This is a genomic window from Prosthecobacter sp., assembly GCF_034366625.1.
Taxonomy (GTDB): Bacteria; Verrucomicrobiota; Verrucomicrobiia; order Verrucomicrobiales; family Verrucomicrobiaceae; genus Prosthecobacter.
This window is the reverse complement of record NZ_JAXMIH010000008.1, coordinates 644044-665942: the sequence shown is the minus strand read 5'-3', so window position 1 is coordinate 665942 and position 21899 is coordinate 644044. Positions and strand designations below refer to the sequence as shown.

Sequence of the window (21899 nt, the reverse complement as noted above, 5' to 3'; positions counted from 1 at the left end):
GGCGTTGAATAGGATGCGGTTGATGAGCTTGGAATTCATAATGCTTCGAGGCAGGCGGCCATGCCTTGACCTCCGCCGACGCAGAGACTGACAACGGCACGTTTGGTGTCGGTGGCGTGGAGTTGGTTGAGGGCGGTTTGGACGAGTCTGGCACCACTGGCACCGACCGGGTGGCCGAGGGCTATGGCACCGCCGCAGGCGTTGATCTTGGCGGGGTCTATTTCACCGAGTGGTGCTTCCAATCCGGCTCGGCGCGCGCTGGCAGGATCGGCGAGACATTTCATGACAGCGAGCACCTGCGCGGCGAAGGCTTCGTTGATCTCGATGACATCAGCGTCACCCAGCTTCCAACCGCTGCGATGCAAAGCCGCATCCATGGCACGGACAGGACCGAGCCCCATGCGAGACGGATCGCAACCAGTGGCGGAATAGCTGACGAGACGCCCGAGCGGCTTCCAATTGTGCGCCGCAGCGGCTTCTTCGGTCGCGACGAGCAGGGCGACGGCACCATCGGTGATTTGCGAGGAATTGCCCGCCGTGACACTGCCAGTCAGCGAATCAAAAAGCGGTTTGAGTTTGGCGAGTTTTTCGAGGCTGGAGTCAGCACGAATGCCGTTGTCGGTGGCGACTACGTTTTTTCCCAGAACGGGGGCGATTTCCTGATTGAGGAGGTGGTTGGCCTGCGTGGCCCGCAGATGGCTGCGCATGGCGAAGGCGTCCTGCATGTCACGCGTGATGCCAAATTCGCGAGCGAGCACTTCGGCGGTCTGGCCCATGTTCAAATTGGAAACAGGATCCGTGAGGCCAAGTTTGATGCCGATCACGGGCGCGAAGTCAGCCGGACGGAAATTCAACGCGGCTCTCGCGCGGCCCGTGAAATCGCGGGCACGGCTCATGGCGGTGAACTTGGCCACGGCAGGGCGTGAGAAGTAGAACGGCATGTTGCTCATGCTTTCGGTGCCGCCGACGATGAAGACTTCACCCTGACCGGCGCACATTTTGGCGTGCGCGAGCGTGAGCGCCTCCAAACTGGAGGCGCAGTTGCGATGTACCGTCATAGCGGGCTTCGATTCGGGCAAACCCGCACGCAGAGCGATGACACGAGCGATGTTCATGGCTTCCGGTGGCTGACCGACACAGCCGATGATGGTTTCATCGACGAGCATGGGATCGATGCCGGTGCGTGTCAGCAACGCGGCAACAGCATGGCGGCCGAGTTCGACGGCGTCGAGGTGCGCGAGATCCGTGCCTGCTCGTGAAAACGGCGTGCGGACTGCGGCGACGATGACAAGTGAGGGAGTTTTCATGGCGTTAGGAACTGAGGGCCACATGAGATGCGGCGGTGTGGGCTTTGGGGCGGTGATCGACGAGCTTTTCCTCTTTGAGGAGGCGGCCAACCCCCAGTTGCTCGCGGAGTTCGGCGAGCGTGTGGAAGTGGAGTTCGTTCGGTGTGATCTCGGTGGCTTCGTGGAAACGGCGGGAGACGGCGAGTTCGAGATCCGCCTCGTGGACACCGGGCTCGGCGGTGAGGTGGAGATGAACTTCGTCGGTGTCGAGGGCGTCGTCATTGCGCTTGCGCAGCTCGATCTGCCAGGCGGCGATGCCCTTTTGATCATCGAGCAGGTGTTCGAGCAGATTGAAGTTCACGAGCGTGCCTTTGAGCTTGTCGATGTGCAACTCGCGGACCTCGCTGACACGGGAGATGGGGCCAAGCAAACGCGGGCAGGTGCGGCCACAGTTGGGGCACTTTTCCCAGGTGAGGCCGCCTTCGGCAATGTCGCCGGTGCGGTAGCGCAGGACCACGGTGCCGCGCGCGTCGAGTGGCGTGAAGACGATCTCGCCGGGGCGACCATCGGGGACGGGTTCCCCGGTTTTCGGGTCGATGATTTCGACGAGGCCAAGATCCGGGCTGAGGTGATAGCCGCTGGCATCGTGCGACTCACCGACACATTCAGGAAAGGCCATCTTCGCCTCGGTGAATCCGTAGGTGGCCATGACATGCACATCGGGGCTGCCGAGAGCTGTGGCGAGATCACGCAGGCGTGCGCGGAGGCCGTCGGCCACCTTTTCCCCACCGAGAACGATGCGTTTCAGATTGGTCCAGCGTTTACCGGTTTCGACGGCCTCACGCAGCACATGGTAAATGAAGGTGGGCATGCCGATGAGGATGTCCGGCTGGATTTTGTCGATGAGCTTGATGTTGCCATCGGTGCCGAGCGTTTTGCCGCCGCCGGTGCTGAGCATGAAGGTGCCAAAGCCGAGTCCCGCATGATGCGCCAGCCAGAAGGCGAGGTGAGGCGCATAGGGGAAGAGATTCATGTGGCGAAACTCGCGCTGCGAGCGCCCAGCGAGCATCAAACGCGTGCCGCTGATGTCGAGATTATGGAGATCGTGCTTTGTGTAGAGAAACGGCACGGGATCGGCGCTGCGACCGGTGGTGCTGGTGAGCAGAATGGGACGGAATTCGGCCTCGGCATGCTCCTTGGCGGCGTTTCGACCATGCAGCAGCACATCGAAGATCATGCCGGGCTCACGACGTAACGCGGCCTCATTGGGCATGAGCACGAAGTCACGCGGATTGGCAAGATCCTGCTTCGAGGTCAACGGCACGCGACTCCAGTCTTCGAGTGATTTGATGTCATGCGGATCAATGCCGTGTTCTTTGAACATGCGACCGTAATGCGCGCTGAACGGGATGACGCGGTGGTTCAGGTAGTCGCGCAGACGCGCGAGCTGCCAGTGGTGCCAGTCTTCAGGCGGCGAGGCATTCCAATCGGGTGTGTGATGGAGCAATTTCATGGCTGATTGTCTCCTGGTTGAGTTGGGTTGGCGAAAGTAGTTCACGGATGGCAGGCAGCGCGGCTTCGGCGGCATCGCGACCGGCCTGCAGGTAGTGCCCGAAATTTTCAAAGTCGTGCCACGTCGAGGTGGTGAAACGCGGATGGATCACGACATCGGCGGCAGCCTCCTCTTTGGCGATGAGGCGAAGCTGGGCGGCCATCAACGCGCGACGGAAAGTGTCGAGGACATTTCCAGCCGCGAGGAGGTTCAGCTTGCGCCAGAACAAACGGAAGATGCGCGAGATGAAGTTGCCCGTTGTCTTGTCGCCCGTAACGAGGGTGCCATCGAGACCTGCTTCGAAATCGCCGGGCATCGGCATGACGTTCACGGCGATGATATGGTCGAGATGAAGTCGATTTTTGAGCAGGGTGACAGGCAGTGGCTCCGAAGTGCCGCCATCGGTGAAACGGCGGCCATTGAGATGCACTGGAGCGCAAATGGCCGGAATGGCGGCGCTGGCATGCACCGCATGCGAAACGAAGCCGGAATCAAAGACATGCGGCGTCAGACGGTCGAGATCGGTGGCGATGACGAGCAGCGGCTTGTCGAGATCAGCGAAGGTCTTGGTGCCGAGATCACGCTCGAAATGTCGGCGGATTTTTTCGCCGCGAATCAGGCCCTCGGAAGGCGGAATGACGTAATCGAGCAGTGCTTTGAGAGCTTTGCGGTCTTTGATTTCGCGCGCACGGGCTTCGAGCTGCTCCCCATTGAGTCCGGCGGCCCACAGCGCCCCGACGTAGGCCCCCATGCTGCACCCCGCGATGGCGGCGATGGGGATGTTATTTTTTTCCAAAACCTGAATCACCCCTGCATGGGCCAGACCGCGCGCCCCGCCGCTGGAGAGCACCAAGCCGATGCGAGGCGTCTTTTCTCCCCCTGTGCCGTGTTTCATGCCTTCTTCGACACGGCTCCATCCTCGAAAGGGCGGATGGAGGTTGGCGTTCATGGCCTGCGGTGGTTGTTACCTTATTCGACTCCAAAGGCCGAAATAGTTTCAAAAATTGTGTCATAATGTGCTTACAATTCCTCCGATGAATGAAAACGAGCTTGATCACATGCTCAAACGCGCCGCGATCACCGGGGCCATGACCGGCATTTCGCTGGGGAGCGAGGTGATGGCGCGCGTCCGTGTCGATGAAGGACGGGCGAAACGCTGGCGCTCCTTCGTGCGCTGGCTGCTGATTCTCGCCGCCATTTCGGGCGTTGTGACGGCCGGAATGGTTGGCTGGTCGATGGCTCTGAGGGATACGACGCACACGACACCGCCGACGATGAATCTTTTCCGTGAGGGTGCCAAACCATGACCTCACGTGGGAAATGGATGGTGGCCGCGATGCTGTTCTCCGTCGTTCTGGCCGGCGGAACCGCCTGGCTGGTCACCGACTGGACACTGCACCGTCATGGTGAAAGCCATGCACACGATCATGCGGAGCCGGACTTCCATGCCTGGATGCACGAGCATCTCGACATCACGCCAGAACAGCATGAAAAGCTGGAGCCGATCGAGGCGGAGTTCGAGCAACGTCGAGTGCGCCTGAGGGGCGAGATTCGCGCGGCAGGGCGCGATTTGGCGGCCGCCATCGAGACAGCAGACGTCAATGACGACGCCTTGAAATCCGCACTGGAGAAGCTGAACAAGGCTCAGGCCGAACTGCAACACGCCACGCTGGAGCATTTCTTTGCGATGAAACGTTACCTGCGTCCTGCGCAGGCAAAAAAACTGGTGGAATGGACGCATGACAGCCTTGCCCGCGAGCATTGACTTCCCCCTGCCCTCCACGAATGCCGCAGGCACTTGCGCGGTTTCTTTGGAGCAGGAAAAAATACGCGCTGCGCAGGCCGGGGACATGGCGGCGTTCGAATGGATCCTGCGGGAACACGAGGAGCGCCTGTTCGGCTTTTGCTGCCGCTGGCTGCGCTGTGTGGAAGATGCACGCGAGGTGTGCCAGGACGCATTCGTGCGCGCCTGGCAGGCGCTGCCGGAATTCGAGGGAAGATCGCGCCTCTCGACGTGGCTGTATCAGATCGCACTGAACCTGTGCCGGGATCGCGCCAAAACACGCGCCTCAAGGCAGCGGGAGAACACGATCGCCCTCGCCGAAATCGAACAACCGCCGCTCTGCCCCCAGCATGCGCCAGACACGAGTGCGGAACTGAAAAGTGAACTGCAAAAGCTGGACCGTGGCCTTGCCGTGCTGCCGGAAAAACTACGCGCGGTGCTGATGCTCACCACGATGGAAGGCATGAACCATGAGGAGTGCGCCCAGGTGCTGAACTGCTCCACGCGTAGTGTGGAGGGCCGGGTTTATCGCGCACGGCAGATGTTAATGAAATGGTGGGACGAAGAGAGTTGAGGCTCAGCCCGCCCTCGTCATGGGCAGATGCAGTTTTGCCAGGCTGGATTCCTGCGTCTGAAAGAACGTCACCTCGCCCGTTCCCACATCGTACAGCGCTCCAACGACGGCGATTTTCCCCTCGCTCACCATTTTGTCGAGCGCAGTACTGCGCTCGCGGATGACGTGGATGGTGCGGATGACATTGCGGCGGGAAACCTCGTTGGAATAGGCTGCTTTCTCGCCGGGCAGCCATTGACCCGGTTGCTTGCAGGTCTTCAGGTCGATGGACTGCTGAATCTCGGTGACGAGCCCGTCGAGATTGCCGCAACCAGTGGCCTCGGCGGCGGATTTCCGGCTGCAAATCAGATCCACGGCCGCGTTCACCGCGCCGCAACTCGTGTGGCCCATGACGACGATCAGCTTCGATCCCGCGACGACGCAGGCGTATTCCATGCTGCCAATGAGGTCTTTGGCGGCGATGTTTCCCGCCACGCGCGCGCTAAAGATGTCGCCAAGTCCGAGATCAAAAATAACCTCCGCCGGTGTGCGGGAGTCTATGCAACTAAGCACCGCAGCCATCGGGAACTGGCCTGACGCCGTAGCGGTCACCTGACGGCTAAAGTCACGCTGGATGCGCTCACCTGCGAGGAACCGGCGGTTTCCTTCCCGCAGAATGTCCAGCACTGTGGCTGGAGTGAGGCTGCTCTGCACCTCGCGGCTGGTGTAATCGATAAACTGGATGTGGTCGTTGAAGGCGTAGTGATCCTTGAATCCGACGAGGCTAACTTCCACGCCATGCGCCTTCGAGGTCGTGTTTTGGAAGTCGGTGATGAGGTCGCGGATGTCCGGGTCGATGTAGTCCGTGCTGCTTGCGTCGAGCAGCACATGGCCGCCGCGCGGCACATCATGCAGCGTCTTTTCGATGGTGGCGCGGTTGAGAAAGCTCACTTGGTTCGCCAGCTCGATGCGCAGCACGTCACCGGAGGTGTGTTTTTCCACGATGCGGCGCAGCGGGCGGCGCAGGTTGCTGTGCAGGATGAACAGAATGCTGATCCCGAGTCCGATAAGCACGCCCATGAGCAAGTCCGTGACCACGATGGCCGCGATGGTCATCATGAAGGGCAGGAACTGCCGCGATCCCTCGCTCCACATCTGCTTGAACAGAGCCGGGCTGGCGAGTTTGAGGCCGGTAACGATCAAGATGGCCGCCAGCGCCGAAAGCGGGATTTCGTTGAGCCACTGCGGCACAGTGATCACACACAGCGTCAACAACACACCATGCAGAATGGCGCTGAGCTTGGTTCTGCCGCCCGCGTTGATGTTCACCGACGAACGCACGATCACACTTGTCATCGGCAGGCCGCCAATGAGGCCCGCCGTGACGTTGCCGATGCCCTGCGCGATGAGTTCGCGGTTCGGCGGCGCCTGATGCTGATCTGGGTCAATCTTGTCCACCGCCTCCAAATTCAGCAGTGTCTCCAGCGTGGCGACGAGAGCGATGGTCACCGCCGCCTTGAGGATCGCCGGATTGCCAAACTGCGCGGCATCCGGGAACTGCATGAAGCCGAGGAACGCCTGGATGTCCTTCGCCACCGGCACCTGCACGAGATGACTCGGCTCGATGGTCCACGCACTGCCCATCTGACGCAGTATCATGTTGATGCCCACGCCGAACACCACCACCACCAATGCGGAGGGCACCGGGCTCTTTTTCAACGTCTTGCTGCGATCCCACAACATCAGCACGAGAATGGACACCAACCCGATCAGCGCAGCACCGGGCTGGATGTCGAAAAGGGAGGACCAGATCTCCGTGAAGGTGTTTTCGTGGTCCGGCTGGTCAAAGCTCATCTCACCCTCCGCATCAGCATCATGGCCGAAAACGTGCGGAATCTGCTTCAAGATCAAAATGAGGCCAATGGCCGCCAGGAGGCCTTTGATGACGCTCAACGGGAAGAAGGCCGCGATGAAGCCCAGGCGAAACACACCCATCAAAATTTGAATCACGCCCGCAACAGCCACCGCAGCCAGAAAGGCCTCAAAACTGCCCAGAAGCGTGATCTGTGCCGCCACGATGGCCGTCAGGCCCGCCGCCGGTCCGCTCACGCTTTTTTGGGAGCTGCTGATAAGCCCCACCACGATTCCTCCCACGATACCGGAGATCAAACCGGAGAAGAGCGGCGCATTCGACGCGAGGGCGATCCCGAGGCATAAAGGCAATGCCACGAGGAATACCGCAATGCTCGCGGTGATGTCTTTCGGCAGAGTGACAGCAAAGGGGGCTTTGTTGTAGGACATACTGGAGCGGCAAATCCTGGTAAGGAATCAAACTTTGACAATTTCGATGTTTCAAAGCTACATTTCGTAAATTCCGAAGAATCAAACCGATGAACGATCCGCACCTCAATTATCACCATCTGCGCCTGTTTTGGGAAGTCGCCCGCGCCGGCAGCCTCCGGGCAGCCGCAGCGCGCCTGCATCTCTCGCAGCCGACGATCAGCGCCCAGATCAAGGCGCTTGAAAAGAACCTCGACGAACAGCTTTTCGACCGCACCGGCCGCGGCATGAAGCTCACGCCGCAGGGCAGGCTCGTCATGGAGTGCGCTGCGGAGATTTTTTCCCTTGGCACGGAGATGGTGCGCTCGCTGCATGGCCTCGGCAGCACGCGAAACCTGCGGCTGAACATCGGCATCACCGATTCCCTGCCGAAACTCGTCGCGTGGCGGCTCATTCGCCCGGCGGTGAAGGCGTTTCCGAATTTGCAGCTCTCCTGCGCGGAAGGCCATGCTCAGGAACTGCTCGGCTCGCTCGCCTCGGGAAGACTGGATGTGGTTTTGTCGGATGAGGCCGCACCATCGTCGCTGCCCGTTAAAGCGTTCAATCATCTCCTCGGCGAATCGCCCGTGGTCTTCTGCGCGGCTCCGGCGCTGGCGAAGAAATTGAGCAAGAACTTCCCTGCCTCGCTAAAGGACGCCCCGGTGCTGCTGCCGGCCAGCCGCACGGCCTGGCGGCATGAAATCGACCGCTGGTTCGACTCGCATCGCATCCGTCCGCGCGTGGTGGCGGAGTTCGATGATGCCGCGCTAATGAAAACGGCCGCTGCGGACGGCATGGGCCTGGCCCCCATCGCCGCAGCGGTACTGGATGAGGCGGTGGACCGCTACGGCCTGCTGCCGGTGGGTCGCCCGGTGCGCTGCGGCTTTTCGTGTCATCTCATCACCCTGGAACGTGCCATGCGGCATCCAGCGCTGGCAGTGATCGCCGCAGAGTCGAAGAGCGTCTTCAGCTCGACGAGATCCCGGCGGGTGGTATGACTTCGTTTTTATCGAAGTGTCTGATAGATATGTTGGAATGGTCAAAGTGACCCGCCAGCCTTATAAGGGACGATCTTTAGCTGTAGAACATCCCCAAGTCTCATTCACATGACCAGCACACTCCGCCGTGATCTTCCCGCCTCGCTTGTGGTCTTCTTGGTCGCCGTGCCATTGTCGCTCGGCATCGCGCTGGCATCGGGGGCGCCGATCATCGCCGGTCTCATCGGCGCGGTGGTGGGTGGCATTGTGACGGGCCTGCTGGCGGGGTCACCGCTTCAGGTCTCGGGACCAGCGGCAGGTCTGACGGTCGTAGTGGCAGGTTTGGTTGCAAAATTTGGATGGGAGACGATGTGCTTGATCACGGCTTGCGCGGGCGCGCTACAGTTGGTGCTCGGCTGGTTCAAGGTAGCACGCGGGGCACTCATCATCGCGCCCGCCGTGGTGCATGGCATGCTCGCGGGCATCGGCATCTCCATCGCGCTCGCGCAGATGCATGTCGTGCTGGGCGGGTCGCCGCAGAGTTCACCGTTGGTGAATCTGCTTGGGATACCAAAGCAGCTCGGCGCGATGAGCACGCAAGCAGCTATTCTTGGCCTCCTGACCATCGCGATCCTGATTGTGTGGAAGAAGCTGAAGGTTCCCTCGCTCAAAGCCATCCCCGGGCCACTGGTGGCCGTGGTCGTGGGCACTGTGGTGTCCATCGTCATGAAGATGGACGTAAAGCGCGTCGATCTGCCAGAAACCTTCGCACTCACCAAACTGACGCCGCCTGCCGACTGGGGTGCTTTCACCATCGCGGTCATCACTGTCGCCTTGATTGCCAGCATCGAGTCGCTGCTCTGTGCGGTCGCCACAGACAAGCTGCACTCCGGCGTGCGCTCGAATTTGGACAAAGAACTCAGCGCCCAGGGCACGGGCAATCTCGTCTCCGGCCTGCTCGGTGGTCTGCCGATCACCGGCGTCATCGTGCGTTCGTCGGCGAATATCATGGCCAATGCCGCCTCACGTTGGTCGGCGGTGTTTCACGGAGTGTGGGTTCTCATCTTTGCGCTCTTTCTTGGCGGTGTGATTGAGCAAATCCCGTTGGCCGTGCTCGCGGGCCTGCTCGTCCATGTCGGCATCAATCTGGTGAACCTCCATCACATCCGAGAGCTCACGACACACAACGAGGCGCCGATCTACTACGCCACCGTGCTTGGCGTGACCTGCGTGAACCTACTTGCCGGTGTCGGTATTGGTTTGGGTCTCAGTGTCTTCTTCCTGCTGCGTCGCTTGTCGAACACCGACGTGCAACTCGAGCAGCGCGAAGGCAAATGGCACGCGAAGATCGGCGGCACGCTTACCTTTGCCTCCGTGCCGAAGCTGAACGGTGAGCTGTCAAAGATACCCGCTGGCCACAACGTGGACATCGACCTCGCTGTCGATTTCATCGACCACGCCGCCTTTGAAGCCCTGCACGGCTGGCGTGAGAATCACGAGAAGACCGGTGGCCATGTCGATATCGACGAAACACATGAGGAATGGTACAAGCCCGCGAAAAATGGCACCCCGCGAAAAGGCAAGTCCCTCCCAGCCGCCTCCAAAGCCTGATCCGTCATGCCTGACACCCGCCAGCACCTTGCGCACCAGATTCAGCACGCGGCGTATTTGCTGCCGGCGCAGGGGCCTATCGGCGTTTTCATTCATCACAACACGCTGCATGCCTTCGAGCATCAGACCTTTGATGAGGCAGTGCGCACGGGCTCGCGGGTCTTTGGGTGCGAGCCGTATCTATCAGAGGATCGTTACCGCGAGGAGCTGACACGGGGGCGCATTCGCTTCGACGAGCTGCGGGCCGTTTTGCAGCGTGATCTTGGCGAAAAGGCCGCGCAGAGCATGCATGGCTTGTCGAAGCGGCTCGATCTGCGCCTCGCGATGCTCCAGCATCCGCTGCGCAGTGGCGATGGACGCGAACTCGACTGGTTCATGGCGGAAACGGACGCGCTGATAAAGGCGCGGCGCGATGTGGCCGAGGTGGAGCGGCGGCGGCTCATCACCGAGACGCGTCATTGGGTCATGCGCAGGCTGCGCGGTTCGCTGCCGGGTGTGGAGCGGCCTGCGTGGATCGACGACCTGTTCTTGCGCTTCAAAGAAACGCGCATCGAAGACTGGAGTGACGAACGCTGGGAGGCCTTCACGATGACCGCGCTGTGGGAAGTTTGTCGTGAAGGGGTGCGTCTCGCGGGCGAGCGCACACCGACGACGAAGCCGCTGATCCGTCATCGCGATCTGCTCGACGCACTCGGCGGCATGGACAGCGATTTGCTCGTCAATGACGTGCTCATTCGCTTCAGCTCGGCATTTCTCGATCAAGGCATCGCTCACTGGGCGCTGCCGGAGCGTGACGCGGGTTTCTTCACGTCGTTCTGCGCTCTGCATGCTCAAAGCAGCGCATCCTCCGCGTGGTGGATGACCGGCGTGTGCGAGGAGGTGACGCGCTTGCAAAATGACAAGGTCACTGCGCTCGCCTGTATCGAGGAATCCCTCGCTGCGCTCGGCGTGAGGGCTGATGAAGTTGAGAACTTCCTCTCCGCGACGCTTCTCGCGCTGCGTGGCTGGGGCGGCATGATCTGGCATGTGGAGCAGCGTGCGGACCGCGTGCATCATGCCGTGCCGGAGGGTACGCTGATCGACTTTCTGGCCGTACGCCTGCTTTTGGAACGATTCGCGGTTCAGGCTGCAGCGACGGCCAGCATCGGCTATGAAGGTGCTTTGGCCGAAATGCGTGAAAAACTCGCTGCGCAGCTCCCCTCGGCCATTCCGAACTGCGACAAGCAACGCGCCTTCCTCGTGTTCCAACTCGCGCAGGTGCTCGGCTGGACGCCGGAGCAGCTTTTCCATCTTGAAACCGCCGACTGGGCCGATTTGTTCGATGAAGTGGAGGGCTTCGACGAGCTGGAGCGTCGCCGCGTGTTTCATCTCGCGTATGAGCATCGCTTCCGCGTGCAGACGCTCGATGCGCTGGCCTCGCGACAGGGCCGCAACGTCAAACCGAAGGGCCGCCCGTCGTTTCAGGCCGTGTTCTGCATCGACGAGCGCGAGGAGTCGATCCGCAGGCATGTCGAGGAAGTCGCACCGACTGTGGAAACCTTTGGCGCGGCGGGTTTCTTCGGCGTGGTGATGTACTATCGCGGCGCGGCCGCAGCGGACTTCACGCCGCTGTGTCCCGTCGTCGTGCGTCCGCAGCATTGGGTTTCCGAGGTCGTGGATCGTCGCCTGCTCGATGAAGAAAAACGCCGCAGCGGCGCACGGCGTCGTCTCGGCATGGCGCTGACGAGTTTTCATGGCGGCAGCAGGCGCATCGTGAGCGGTGCGTTCTTCTCCGCCGCGTTTGGATTGCTCGCCACGGTGCCGTTAGTGGCGCGCGTGGTGTTTCCACGGCTCACGGCACGGTTTCGCGGCTTCTTCGGCAGCTTCATCGCGCCTCCTGCGGTCACGCGGCTCAAACTGGAGCGCAGTTGCGAGAAGGCCTCGCACGAGGATGAGGCGCACGGCTTCCTGCCGGAAGAAATGATCAATATCGCCGAGCGCATCCTGCGCGACATCGGCCTCACAGCGAATTTTGCCCGCGTGGTGCTCGTCTTCGGCCACGGCTCCACGAGCATGAACAACCCGCACGAGTCCGCGCATGACTGCGGTGCCTGTGGCGGCGGCGTGGGCGGACCGAATGCGCGTGCTATTGCCGAGATTCTCAACGATCCGCGTGTTCGCGGTGCTTTGAAGGAGCGCAGCATCGAGATTCCCACCGACACTGTCTTCATCGGCGGCCTGCACAACACGGCGAACGACAACATCACCTTCTCCGACGTGGATCGCGTGCCGCCGACGCATCAGTTTGAGTTTGAAGTGGCTTGCAAGGCCGTGGACGAGGCCGTGGAACGCAACGCGCACGAACGCGCCCGCCGTTTCGGTTCCGCGCCGCTCGGACTCACGCAAACGGCGGCGAAACGGCACATGGAAGGCCGTTCCGAAGACCTCTCTCAAGTGCGGCCCGAATGGGGCCATGCGACGAACGCCATCTGCATCGTCAGTCGGCGTGAAAAGACGCGCGGGCTCTATCTCGACCGTCGCGCCTTCCTCGTCTCGTATGATCCGACGCAAGATGACGCGGAGACGGCCATCCTCGCACGCATTCTTGGCGCGGTGGTGCCAGTGTGCAGCGGCATCAATCTCGAGTACTACTTCTCCTATGTCGATTCACCCGGCTGGGGCAGCGGCTCGAAGCTCCCGCACAACATCACAGGCCTGCTCGGCGTCATGGATGGCGCGATGAGCGACCTGCGCACCGGTTTGCCATGGCAGATGGTGGAGATTCACGAGCCGGTGCGGTTGCTGTTCGTCATCGAGACGACGGCGGAGGCATTTTTGGCGATCATGGAGAAGAACGACGCCATCAAGACGATGGTCACGAAGCTCTGGGTGCAGGTCGCTCTCATGGACCCGGCCACCAGCGCTTTGAGCGTGTGGCATGACGGCCAGTTCGAGCCTTATCAATTCCAAGCCGGCCCGCTGCCTGTCGCCGCCTCCTCTAAAGAATGGTACACCGGCTGGCGCGATCACTTGGAGTTCGCGGAGATCGTCGCCGCCGTCCCCGCATGAACTGAACATGAGTGATACCGCCCAACTTCTGACCGCTTTCGGCCTGTCCATCGTAGCAGCGCCGGTGCTGCTGCTGGCGGTGTTCTTTGGCGCGTTTCTGACGAACCGCCGCCTCGGGGAGGAACTGATCGGCAGGCTGATCCAGGGCACAATGAGTGTGAGCCTGCTCTCAGCGCTGGCCGCCTCCGCGATCATGCTGTGGCATCGTGTGGCGCAGCATCCCATCGAGCTGGGCGACTGGGTGATCACGGCGCACTATCATTTGAAATTCGAGTTCGTGCTCGATCTCCTCTCGCTCTCCTATGTGATGCTCACGCTGGTGCTGTGCGCGGTGATCGGCGCCTTTTCCACGCGCTACCTGCACCGCGAACCTGGCTACCAGCGCTTCTTCGTGCTGTTTGCCATCTTCCTGCTCGGCATGGTCACCGCGTCGCTGTCCGACACGGTGGAGACGCTGTTTGCAGGTTGGGAAATGGTGGGACTGTCCTCCGTGCTACTGATCGCGTTCTTCCAGGAGCGCCCGTCGCCGCCACGCAACGGCCTGCGCGTGTGGGTCGTCTATCGCATCTGCGATGTCGCGCTGATGCTCGCGGCCATTTTGATGCATGAAATCAACGGCGGGGGTGACTTTGACCACCTCGTCGGTGACCAGGCATGGCCCGCGCATGATCCGCTGCTCATCGGGCCGCACTTCACAATGCTCGGCGTGCTGTTCGTCATCGCCGCAGCGGGCAAATCCGCGCTGGTGCCCTTCTCCGGCTGGCTGCCGCGTGCGATGGAGGGGCCCACACCATCGAGCGCGGTGTTTTATGGCGCGCTGAGCGTGCATCTCGGTGCGTTCTTGCTGCTACGTGTGAGTCCGGTGCTCGACAGCTCGATCTGGCTGCAAGTCGCCGTCGTGGTGCTCGGCTTGACGACCTCCGCCTTCGCGTATCTCGCGGGACGTGTGCAAAGCGACATCAAATCCGCGCTTGCCTTCGCATCGCTCACGCAAGTGGGCATCATCATCGCCGAAATCGGCCTCGGCTTCCGTTACCTCGCGCTGCTGCATCTGCTGGGCCACGCCTGCTTGCGCACACTGCAATTCCTGCGCGCGCCGAGCTTGCTGCACGATCATCACCAGCTCGAAAACGCCATCGGCAGCCGGCCACGCGAGGAAGGCGTGATGTGGGAGCAAAAACTGCCTTTGAGCATGCAGCGCTGGCTTTACCGCTTCTCGCTGGAGCGCGGCTATCTCGACTCCCTGCTCGAAAAGTGCGTCGCGCGTCCGTTTGTGGCGCTGTTTCGCGGTTTGGACGAGTTGGAAACAAAGTGGGCAAAGCTGCTCGATGGCGAGCCCAAGGCGAAGGAGGCGCCGCGTGACCTATGAGCGACTTTTCCTGGCTCGAACTCACGTTGCTCCTGCCGCTGCTCGGCGCGGTCGTCGCTGCCTTTATCAAAGTGCCCGCCGTGGCCATGCGTACGAGTTTGGGCTTTTTCATCGCCACACTGATCACCGCGACAGCAGCCAACCTGGCCTTCGCCGGCACCAAGATCGCATGGCTGAAGCATTTCGCCGTCGATGATCTCGCCGCGCCGATGCTGCCCGTGCTGGCGCTGCTGCATTTGCTGACGCTGCTCGGCACGGCAAAGTCGCGTGTGTCGCCAATGTTCTGCGTGCGGCTGCTGATCGCAGCCTTTGTGAGTCTCGCAGCGGTCACATGCCAGACACCGTGGATGCTCGTCGCGCTGCTAGTGCTCGGCGTGCTCGTGCCGCTGTGGGATCTGATGAGTCGCGGCCAGCCGGTGCGTGGTTACTTGATCCACATGGGTTTGTTTGTCGTGCTGCTCGTCGTGGGCTGGCAGTTCGCGGGTAAAACCACCGGCTACGGATTGCTCCTGCTCGCGCTGCTGTTGCGCGGCGGCATCGTGCCGCTGCACGGCTGGCTGCCCACGCTGTTCCAAGGTGCGGCCTATGGCACGGCGATGGTCTTTGTGCTGCCGCTGATGGAGGTGCTCGCCGCGCTGCGCCTGCTGCTGCCCTCGACGCCTGAGTGGATGCTGAACGCTGCGAGCATCGTCTGCCTGATCACCGCCGTGTATGGCGGCGGCATGGCCATCGTGCAAAACGAGGTGCGGAAGTTCTTCGCGCATCTCTGCCTCAGCCAGACGGCGCTGGTGATGTTCGCGGTGATGCTGCACACCTCGAACGGCCTCACCGCCGCGCTGTGCCTGTGGATTTCGTCATCCCTCGCGCTTGCCGGCCTCGCCTTCTCCGTGCGTGCGCTGGAGGCGCGCTTCGGCGCGCTTTCGCTGCGCGAACATCACGGCTTCTATCAGCAGGTGCCCGGCCTCGCGGTTTGCTTTTTGATCACCGGACTCGCCAGCGTCGGCTTTCCTGGAACGATTGGCTTTGTGCCGATGGAACTGCTCATCAGCGGCAGCGCCGACCAGGGACTGTGGGTCAGCGGCACGCTCGCCATTGCCGCCATGTTCAACGGCATCGCCATCATGCGCGCCTATTTTGCGTTATTCACGGGAAAGCGCCCCACGACCTCCGTCTCGCTGCAAAAGACGCCGCTGGAGCGTGCTGGCATCGTCGTTATCGCGCTGATGGTCTTCCTTGGTGGATGGTTCTCGCCCGGCATGGTGGCGTCGCGCCATGAAACAGCGGACAAGCTGCTGGAGCGGGCGGTGCAGGCCATGCGGCGCTGATTTACCGGCGGCAGGTGAGTCAGAATCCCCTGAGAAAGGGATAGGTCAATGGGTGCGGGCTCGGTAACGTCGTCAGCTTGATGAACTCTCTCCGCCGTGACCTTCCCGCCTCTCTTGTTGTGTTTCTTGTCGCTGTGCCGCTGTCGCTCGGCATCGCGCTGGCTTCGGGAGCACCGATCATCGCGGGGCTGATCGGTGCGGTGGCGGGCGGGATCGTCACGGGGCTGCTGGCGGGGTCGCCCTTACAGGTTTCTGGACCAGCGGCGGGTTTGACGGTGGTAGTGGCCGGTTTGGTGCATCAGTTTGGCTGGGAGACGATGTGTTTGATCACGGCCTGTGCGGGTGTGGTGCAGTTGTTGTTGGGCTGGTTCAAAGTGGCACGTGGAGCGCTCATCATCGCGCCAGCGGTGGTGCATGGCATGCTGGCGGGCATCGGCATCTCGATCGCGCTGGCGCAGATTCATGTGGTGCTCGGTGGTTCGCCGCAGAGCTCGCCGGTGGTGAATCTGCTCGGCATTCCGAAGCAGCTTGGCCTGGTGAACACGCAGGCGGCGATTCTCGGCTTCCTGACCATCGCAATTCTGATCGTGTGGAAGAAATTGAAGGCGCCGTCTTTGAAAGCCATCCCTGGACCGCTGGTGGCGGTGGTGGTGGGCACGGTGGTGTCGATCGTCGCGAAGATGGACGTGAAGCGTGTGGATCTGCCGGAGACCTTTGAGCTGACGAAACTCGCACCGCCGGAGCATTGGGGGCCGTTTGTGGTCGCGGTGCTGACGGTGGCGATCATCGCCAGCATCGAGTCTCTGCTGTGCGCGGTGGCCACGGACAAGCTGCACTCCGGTGTGCGCTCAAATCTGGACAAAGAACTGCGTGCGCAGGGCACGGGCAATCTCGTCTCCGGTCTGCTCGGCGGCCTGCCGATCACGGGCGTGATCGTGCGCTCTTCGGCGAACATCATCGCCGGTGGTGCTAGCCGCTGGTCGGCCATTTTTCATGGCGTGTGGGTGCTGATCTTTGCCGTTTTTCTCGGCACTGTGATCGAACAAATCCCGCTGGCGGTGCTGGCGGGCCTGCTGGTGCATGTGGGCATCAATCTGGTGAACCTGCATCACATCCGCGATCTGCACACGCACAACGAAGCGCCGATCTACTTCGCCACGGTGCTTGGCGTAACGGGTTTGAACCTCCTGGCCGGTGTCGGCATCGGCTTGGGCCTTTCCGTGTTCTTCCTGCTGCGCCGGCTTTCGTCCACTGATGTGAAGGTCGGGCAGCGTGAGGGCAAATGGCATGTGCGCATCGGCGGCACGCTCACCTTTGCCTCCGTGCCGAGCCTCAGCGCCGCACTGGCAACGATTCCGGCCGGGCATCCGGTGGACATCGACCTCGCCGTCGATTTCATCGACCACTCAGCCTTTGAGGCCCTGCATGGCTGGCGTCAAAATCATGAGAAGACCGGCGGTCATGTCGATATCGACGAAACGCACGAGGAATGGTACAAATCCGCCACTGAAGGCAGGCCTCGCAAAGGCAAATCCGCACGTCCTTTGGCGGCCTCCTGATGGCTTACGGCTTCAGCGTTTGCTTCGGCAGCTTGTCGAGCTTGTAACGCTGGATTTTGTATTGAAGCGCACGACGGCTGATGCCGAGGGTCTTGGCGGCTTCTTCCCGGTTGGAAGTCACCTTGAGGAGCGTCTGGCGGATAAGTTCGGCCTCGACTTGTGCCAACGTCATGCCGGCCTGGATGGCGATGGCATGTGGCTCGCGCTTTCCCTGATGCATGGAGGGTGGCAGATCATCCAGACCGATGGCGGAGTGAGGCACGGTGACGACGAGACGCTCGACGAGATTGCGCAACTGCCGGACGTTGCCAGGCCAGCGCAGGGTTTGGAAGAGGCTCAAGACCTCGGGTTTGAATTTCTTCGGCCGACGATGGTGCTTGGTGCAGAAATGATCGGTGAAGGTTTTCACCAAGGGCGCGATGTCCTCCACGCGCTCGCGCAGTGGCGGCATGCGAATGGAGACAATGTTCAGCCGGTAAAACAAGTCCTCACGAAAACGTCCGCCACTGACGGCCTCGACTTCAAGATCACTGTTCGTGGCGGCGATGATGCGGGCGGTGGCGCGCTCGACTTTCTGACTACCGACAGGGCGATAAGTGCCGTCTTCGAGCACGCGGAGGAGGTCGCCCTGGCCTTTGCGTGACAGGTCACCAATCTCATCGAGAAACAGCGTGCCGCCCTGAGCGAGTTGGAAGCGGCCTTTGCGGTCGCCGATGGCTCCCGTAAAGGCACCGCGCACATGGCCGAAGAGCTCGGCTTCGATCAGGTTCTCCGGCAACGCAGCGCAGTTCACGGCGATGAAGGGCTGTGCTTTGCGACGGCTTTTTTCATGAATGGCGCGGGCGACGACCTCCTTGCCTGTGCCACTTTCACCTTCGATGAGCACAGTGACATCGGTGGGGGCAATCTGCTGGATCAGGCGGTTGATTTCCCGCATGGCGGCGCTGCTTCCAGCGAAAATATCGGGATCGGAACGACGGCGCAGACGCAGTTTGATCTGCTGGTCCTCGGCGACAAGCGACTGATGCTCCAAGGCCTTGCGCACGGACTCGACAAGCTGCGTTGCATTGATGGGCTTCGAGATGTAGTCGAAGGCGCCTTTGCGCATGGCCTCCACGGCGGTGTGGATGGTGCCTTTGTCGCTGAGGAAGATGAACTGCGTGTCCGGGGTGATGCCGCGCACCTTTTCCATGAGCGCCAAGGCGTCGATGCGCTGCGCGTCGAAGGATTTGACCACGACGTTGAACAGTTCGCCGGAGGCCAGGTTCAGCGCGTCAGACTCATGCGAGGCCACGGAGACTTGATAGCCGACTTTGGCCAGAACATCGCGAATGACGCGGGCAGAAGCCGCATCGCGATCCAGGACAAGGATGTGAATATTGGCGGGCTGCATGGATGCCAATCTAGCCTGCACTCAGAATCTTCCACAAGTGCAGTTTTTGCACGTATGACCAGTTCTCGAAAAGCCGCCCAAAACAGGCTCAACGCTGGCAGCCTTGATCCACAAGGGCTGGGGCGTCAGGAAGACCAGTTGGCCCCTGAAATGCAATGCAGACCGATGCCATGCCAGCCTCATCCTTCAAAGCCACCAAGTCTCCACGCATTCAATCCGGCAACGAATTCCTGCAAGCCTTCAAGGATCATGAGTTCGACCAGATTTACCCCGAAGCCATCCGCAGGCTGTCCACCACTCACTGGAGTCCGGTAAATGTCTGCCGCATGGCCGCACAGCTCCTCGTCGTCGAGCCGGGAACCAAGGTGCTGGACATCGGCTGCGGTCCAGGAAAGTTCTGTGTCATCGGTGCCACCACAACGAAAGGTCATTTCACCGGTGTGGAACAGAGAGAGAAACTGGCTCGAATCGCTCGCGACATGGTGAGGAAGCATAACATCCCGCGTGCGGACATCGTGCATGGCAACACCCAGGACGTGAACTTTCGCGACTTTGACGCCTTTTATCTCTTCAATCCGTTCCAGGAAAACATCCTGCCCTCGTTGCGGATCGACTATGACGTGGAGTTGGAGCCCCAGCTTTACACCGACTACACCGCGCATGTGCAACAGCAGCTCATGCGGATGCCGATGGCGACACGCGTCGTCACCTACTGTGGAGACTGCACGGAAATTCCCGACTGCTACGCCTGCGTGAAGACTGCCTTCAATGAAAAGCTGAAGCTTTGGGTGAAAAAACACCCTGCTCCGGATTACGCCAGGCCCGGCCCCCAACAATCCGCTGACGACAAAGACGCCATTCCGTCGAGAGTCAGTGAACTGGTCACGGCATGAAATTCTCTCTGTCCTGGCATGAAGTCCTCCGACGTCCCTTTCCTGACACTCAACCAACCCATCCTATGAAACAAATCGCCAATCTCATCGAAGACCTCGGCCAGCTCAACGAGCTGGATACCACCAAACGCCGCCTGGAGGCCAAATCCTCCGAGTTCAAGAGGCTCACCCTGGAGGCCACAGGCGTGCGCGAGCGCCTGCCCACCGCCATCCTACATCACTACGACCTCCGCATATCCAGAGGCAAGCGTGGCGCGGCCAAGATGAGCAACGGCACCTGTGGAGGCTGCCACCTTTCGCTGCCCAGCGGCCAGCTATCAGAGCTGCGCCGAGATGATGAGTCCCTGCAAGTCTGCGGTAATTGCAGCATTTTCCTCCTTCCCGAAGATCCAAAGCCTCAAGAAGCTCCGCCGCCCGCAGCGGCGGAGCCTGCAACCAAGCCGCCACGAAAACGCAAAGTTAAAGCCGTCACCTGACCATGAAAGCCTCCCGCCTTGAATCCTTCGCTCCCAAGTCCGTCGTGGCTCTACGGGACTACAGCTTGAGGAAATTCATCGCGGATCTCATTGCGGGGCTCACCGTCGGCCTGGTTGCTCTGCCACTGGCGATGGCCTTTGCCATCTCATCGGGCGTGCTGCCGCAGGCGGGGATTTACACGGCGGTCATCGCCGGTTTCCTGATCTCGGCCCTCGGTGGATCGCGCACGCAGATCGGCGGGCCGACGGGGGCGTTTGTCGTGGTCGTGGCCGGGATCGTGGCAAAGCACGGCATTGACGGCCTTTACATGTGCACGCTCATCGCAGGCGTGCTGCTCATGATCCTGGGCCTCACCGGCCTCGGCACAGCGATCAAATACATCCCGCGTCCGGTCGTGATCGGCTTCACCAATGGCATCGCGGTGTTGATCGCCAGCACGCAGATCAAGGACTTCTTCGGCCTCCAGATCGACAAGATGCCGGGCGAGTTTCTCGGTCGCCTGGAGGCAATCTTCGCGCACTGGGGCACGCTTTCACCAACGGCCACAGTGGTTTCGTGCCTGTCACTCGGGGTGCTCATCGTGTTCATGAAGTGGATCAAGCGCGTGCCCGGCTCCATCGTCGTACTACTGATCGGCACGGCCATCGCCTGGGGCTTCCATCTGCCCCTGGAGACCATTGAAACACGCTTCGGCGGCATTCCCTCGGGACTGCCGCAGTTTGCTATCCCGACCTTCCGCTTTGATCTCATCCTGCCGCTGCTCTCGCCTGCGCTCACCGTGGCGATGCTCGGTGCCATCGAGTCCCTGCTCTCCGCCGTCGTCGCCGACCGCATGTCCGGCGACCGCCACAAGCCGAACGTCGAACTCTTCGCGCAAGGCGTGGCAAACGTGATGTCGCCGCTGTTTGGTGGCCTGCCAGCCACCGGAGCCATCGCCCGTACAGCCACAAACATTCGCTCCGGCGCGCAGACACCCGTGGCAGGCATGATTCACGCGCTGGTGCTGCTGCTCATCCTGCTCGTTGCCGCACCGCTGGCCAAACACATCCCGCTGACCGTGCTGGCCGCCATTTTGATGATGGTGGCCTACAACATGGGCGAGTGGGCCGAGATTCCGGACATCCTCAAGCTCAGCAAGGCCGACATCGCCGTGTGGTTCATCACCTTCGCTCTCACCGTGCTGGCGGACCTCACCGTGGCGGTCGAGGCCGGCATGGTCATGGCGGCGCTGCTTTACATCGTCAAAGTCACCGGCTCCACCACCGTCGCCCGCGTCACACCCGAATATGTCGAGGCCGGCTTCTCCCACAGCCTGCAAATGAACCCGCTACCTGAAGGCGTGGCCGCCTACCGCATCCATGGCCCGTTTCTCTTCGGTGCCACGGACAAGCTCAGCGTCATCGAAGAGGAGTTTGACACGCTTCCACCCGTGGTGCTGCTGCGCCTGCGCAACATGACCGCCATCGACGCCACCGGCCTGCACTCGCTGGAACACCTGGCTGAACGCCTCGTGGCCTCCGGCCGCCACCTCATTCTGTGCGGCATGCGGTCGCAGCCTGCTAAACTCATGACGCAGGCTGACTTCCACGATCACATCGGCGGAGAGAACATCTGCCCAAGCCTCAAAGCCGCCGTCGAACGCGCCCGGGAGATTTTGAAAACCACCCCCTCCAGCGGGGGCTGATTATCCCCTTTCAAGGCTATACCTTTGCGGGGCTGAAGTGCGGTTATTGGAGGCAGTTAAAACTCCATCG

The 21899-nt window shown here is 61.2% G+C and carries 17 protein-coding genes; 12 read left to right on the top strand and 5 right to left on the bottom strand.

The window, feature by feature from the left end; all coding sequences use genetic code 11:
* Positions 1 to 35 precede the first annotated feature (35 nt).
* Genes U1A53_RS11115 through U1A53_RS11105 form a run of 3 tightly spaced genes read right to left on the bottom strand, consistent with a single transcriptional unit; the run spans position 36 to position 3787 of the window.
* Complete coding sequence (locus U1A53_RS11115; protein ID WP_322280899.1) at positions 36 to 1307, bottom strand: thiolase family protein; 1272 nt, start codon at positions 1305 to 1307, stop codon at positions 36 to 38.
* Positions 1308 to 1311: 4 nt separating this feature from the next.
* Positions 1312 to 2799, bottom strand: a complete 1488-nt coding sequence (locus U1A53_RS11110; protein ID WP_322280897.1) for an AMP-binding protein — start codon at positions 2797 to 2799, stop codon at positions 1312 to 1314.
* Positions 2753 to 3787, bottom strand: coding sequence for a patatin-like phospholipase family protein (locus tag U1A53_RS11105; RefSeq protein WP_322280895.1), 1035 nt, complete (start codon positions 3785 to 3787; stop codon positions 2753 to 2755). Before U1A53_RS11105 ends, U1A53_RS11110 begins: the two co-directional genes overlap by 47 nt.
* A gap of 85 nt (positions 3788 to 3872) precedes the next feature.
* On the opposite strand from U1A53_RS11105, the gene U1A53_RS11100 reads away from it, so the two are divergent.
* Genes U1A53_RS11100 through U1A53_RS11090 form a run of 3 tightly spaced genes read left to right on the top strand, consistent with a single transcriptional unit; the run spans position 3873 to position 5195 of the window.
* Entirely contained in the window at positions 3873 to 4145 is a 273-nt protein-coding gene (locus U1A53_RS11100) for a hypothetical protein (RefSeq protein ID WP_322280893.1), read from the top strand.
* Complete coding sequence (locus tag U1A53_RS11095; protein WP_322280892.1) at positions 4142 to 4603, top strand: periplasmic heavy metal sensor; 462 nt, start codon at positions 4142 to 4144, stop codon at positions 4601 to 4603. The genes U1A53_RS11100 and U1A53_RS11095 overlap by 4 nt, the downstream gene beginning before the upstream one ends.
* Before the next feature lie 46 nt (positions 4604 to 4649).
* Positions 4650 to 5195: an RNA polymerase sigma factor gene (locus U1A53_RS11090; protein WP_322280890.1), complete on the top strand. Its 546-nt coding sequence runs from the start codon at positions 4650 to 4652 to the stop codon at positions 5193 to 5195.
* Between the two features lie 3 nt (positions 5196 to 5198).
* Here the strand turns inward: U1A53_RS11090 and U1A53_RS11085 are convergent, their stop codons facing one another.
* Complete coding sequence (locus U1A53_RS11085) at positions 5199 to 7475, bottom strand: carbonic anhydrase family protein (RefSeq protein ID WP_322280888.1); 2277 nt, start codon at positions 7473 to 7475, stop codon at positions 5199 to 5201.
* 89 nt (positions 7476 to 7564) lie between these two features.
* Between U1A53_RS11085 and U1A53_RS11080 the strand changes: the two genes are divergently transcribed.
* The 6 genes from U1A53_RS11080 (at position 7565) to U1A53_RS11055 (ending at position 17382) form a co-directional block, all read left to right on the top strand.
* Complete coding sequence (locus U1A53_RS11080) at positions 7565 to 8491, top strand: LysR family transcriptional regulator (protein ID WP_322280886.1); 927 nt, start codon at positions 7565 to 7567, stop codon at positions 8489 to 8491.
* A gap of 108 nt (positions 8492 to 8599) precedes the next feature.
* Positions 8600 to 10081, top strand: a complete 1482-nt coding sequence (locus U1A53_RS11075; RefSeq protein WP_322280884.1) for a SulP family inorganic anion transporter — start codon at positions 8600 to 8602, stop codon at positions 10079 to 10081.
* 6 nt (positions 10082 to 10087) lie between these two features.
* A complete protein-coding gene (locus U1A53_RS11070) occupies positions 10088 to 13129 on the top strand; it encodes a DUF2309 domain-containing protein (protein ID WP_322280882.1) in 3042 nt (1013 codons plus the stop codon).
* Positions 13130 to 13136: 7 nt separating this feature from the next.
* Entirely contained in the window at positions 13137 to 14498 is a 1362-nt protein-coding gene (locus tag U1A53_RS11065; RefSeq protein WP_322280881.1) for a proton-conducting transporter membrane subunit, read from the top strand.
* Positions 14495 to 15823, top strand: a complete 1329-nt coding sequence (locus tag U1A53_RS11060; RefSeq protein ID WP_322280879.1) for a proton-conducting transporter membrane subunit — start codon at positions 14495 to 14497, stop codon at positions 15821 to 15823. Before U1A53_RS11065 ends, U1A53_RS11060 begins: the two co-directional genes overlap by 4 nt.
* 80 nt (positions 15824 to 15903) lie before the next feature.
* On the top strand, positions 15904 to 17382 hold the full coding sequence (locus tag U1A53_RS11055; RefSeq protein WP_322280877.1) for a SulP family inorganic anion transporter: 1479 nt from the start codon (positions 15904 to 15906) through the stop codon (positions 17380 to 17382).
* 4 nt (positions 17383 to 17386) lie between these two features.
* Here U1A53_RS11055 and U1A53_RS11050 read toward each other — a convergent pair whose 3' ends face one another.
* Complete coding sequence (locus U1A53_RS11050; RefSeq protein ID WP_322280875.1) at positions 17387 to 18775, bottom strand: sigma-54 dependent transcriptional regulator; 1389 nt, start codon at positions 18773 to 18775, stop codon at positions 17387 to 17389.
* 170 nt (positions 18776 to 18945) lie between these two features.
* Between U1A53_RS11050 and U1A53_RS11045 the strand changes: the two genes are divergently transcribed.
* The 3 genes from U1A53_RS11045 to U1A53_RS11035 all read left to right on the top strand — a co-directional run bounded on the left by U1A53_RS11045 (position 18946) and on the right by U1A53_RS11035 (position 21829).
* The gene (locus U1A53_RS11045; RefSeq protein ID WP_322280873.1) at positions 18946 to 19668 is read left to right on the top strand and encodes a class I SAM-dependent methyltransferase; all 723 of its coding nucleotides are present in this window, start codon (positions 18946 to 18948) and stop codon (positions 19666 to 19668) included.
* A gap of 65 nt (positions 19669 to 19733) precedes the next feature.
* Complete coding sequence (locus U1A53_RS11040; RefSeq protein WP_322280871.1) at positions 19734 to 20144, top strand: C4-type zinc ribbon domain-containing protein; 411 nt, start codon at positions 19734 to 19736, stop codon at positions 20142 to 20144.
* Between the two features lie 2 nt (positions 20145 to 20146).
* Complete coding sequence (locus U1A53_RS11035) at positions 20147 to 21829, top strand: solute carrier family 23 protein (RefSeq protein ID WP_322280869.1); 1683 nt, start codon at positions 20147 to 20149, stop codon at positions 21827 to 21829.
* Positions 21830 to 21899 lie beyond the last annotated feature (70 nt).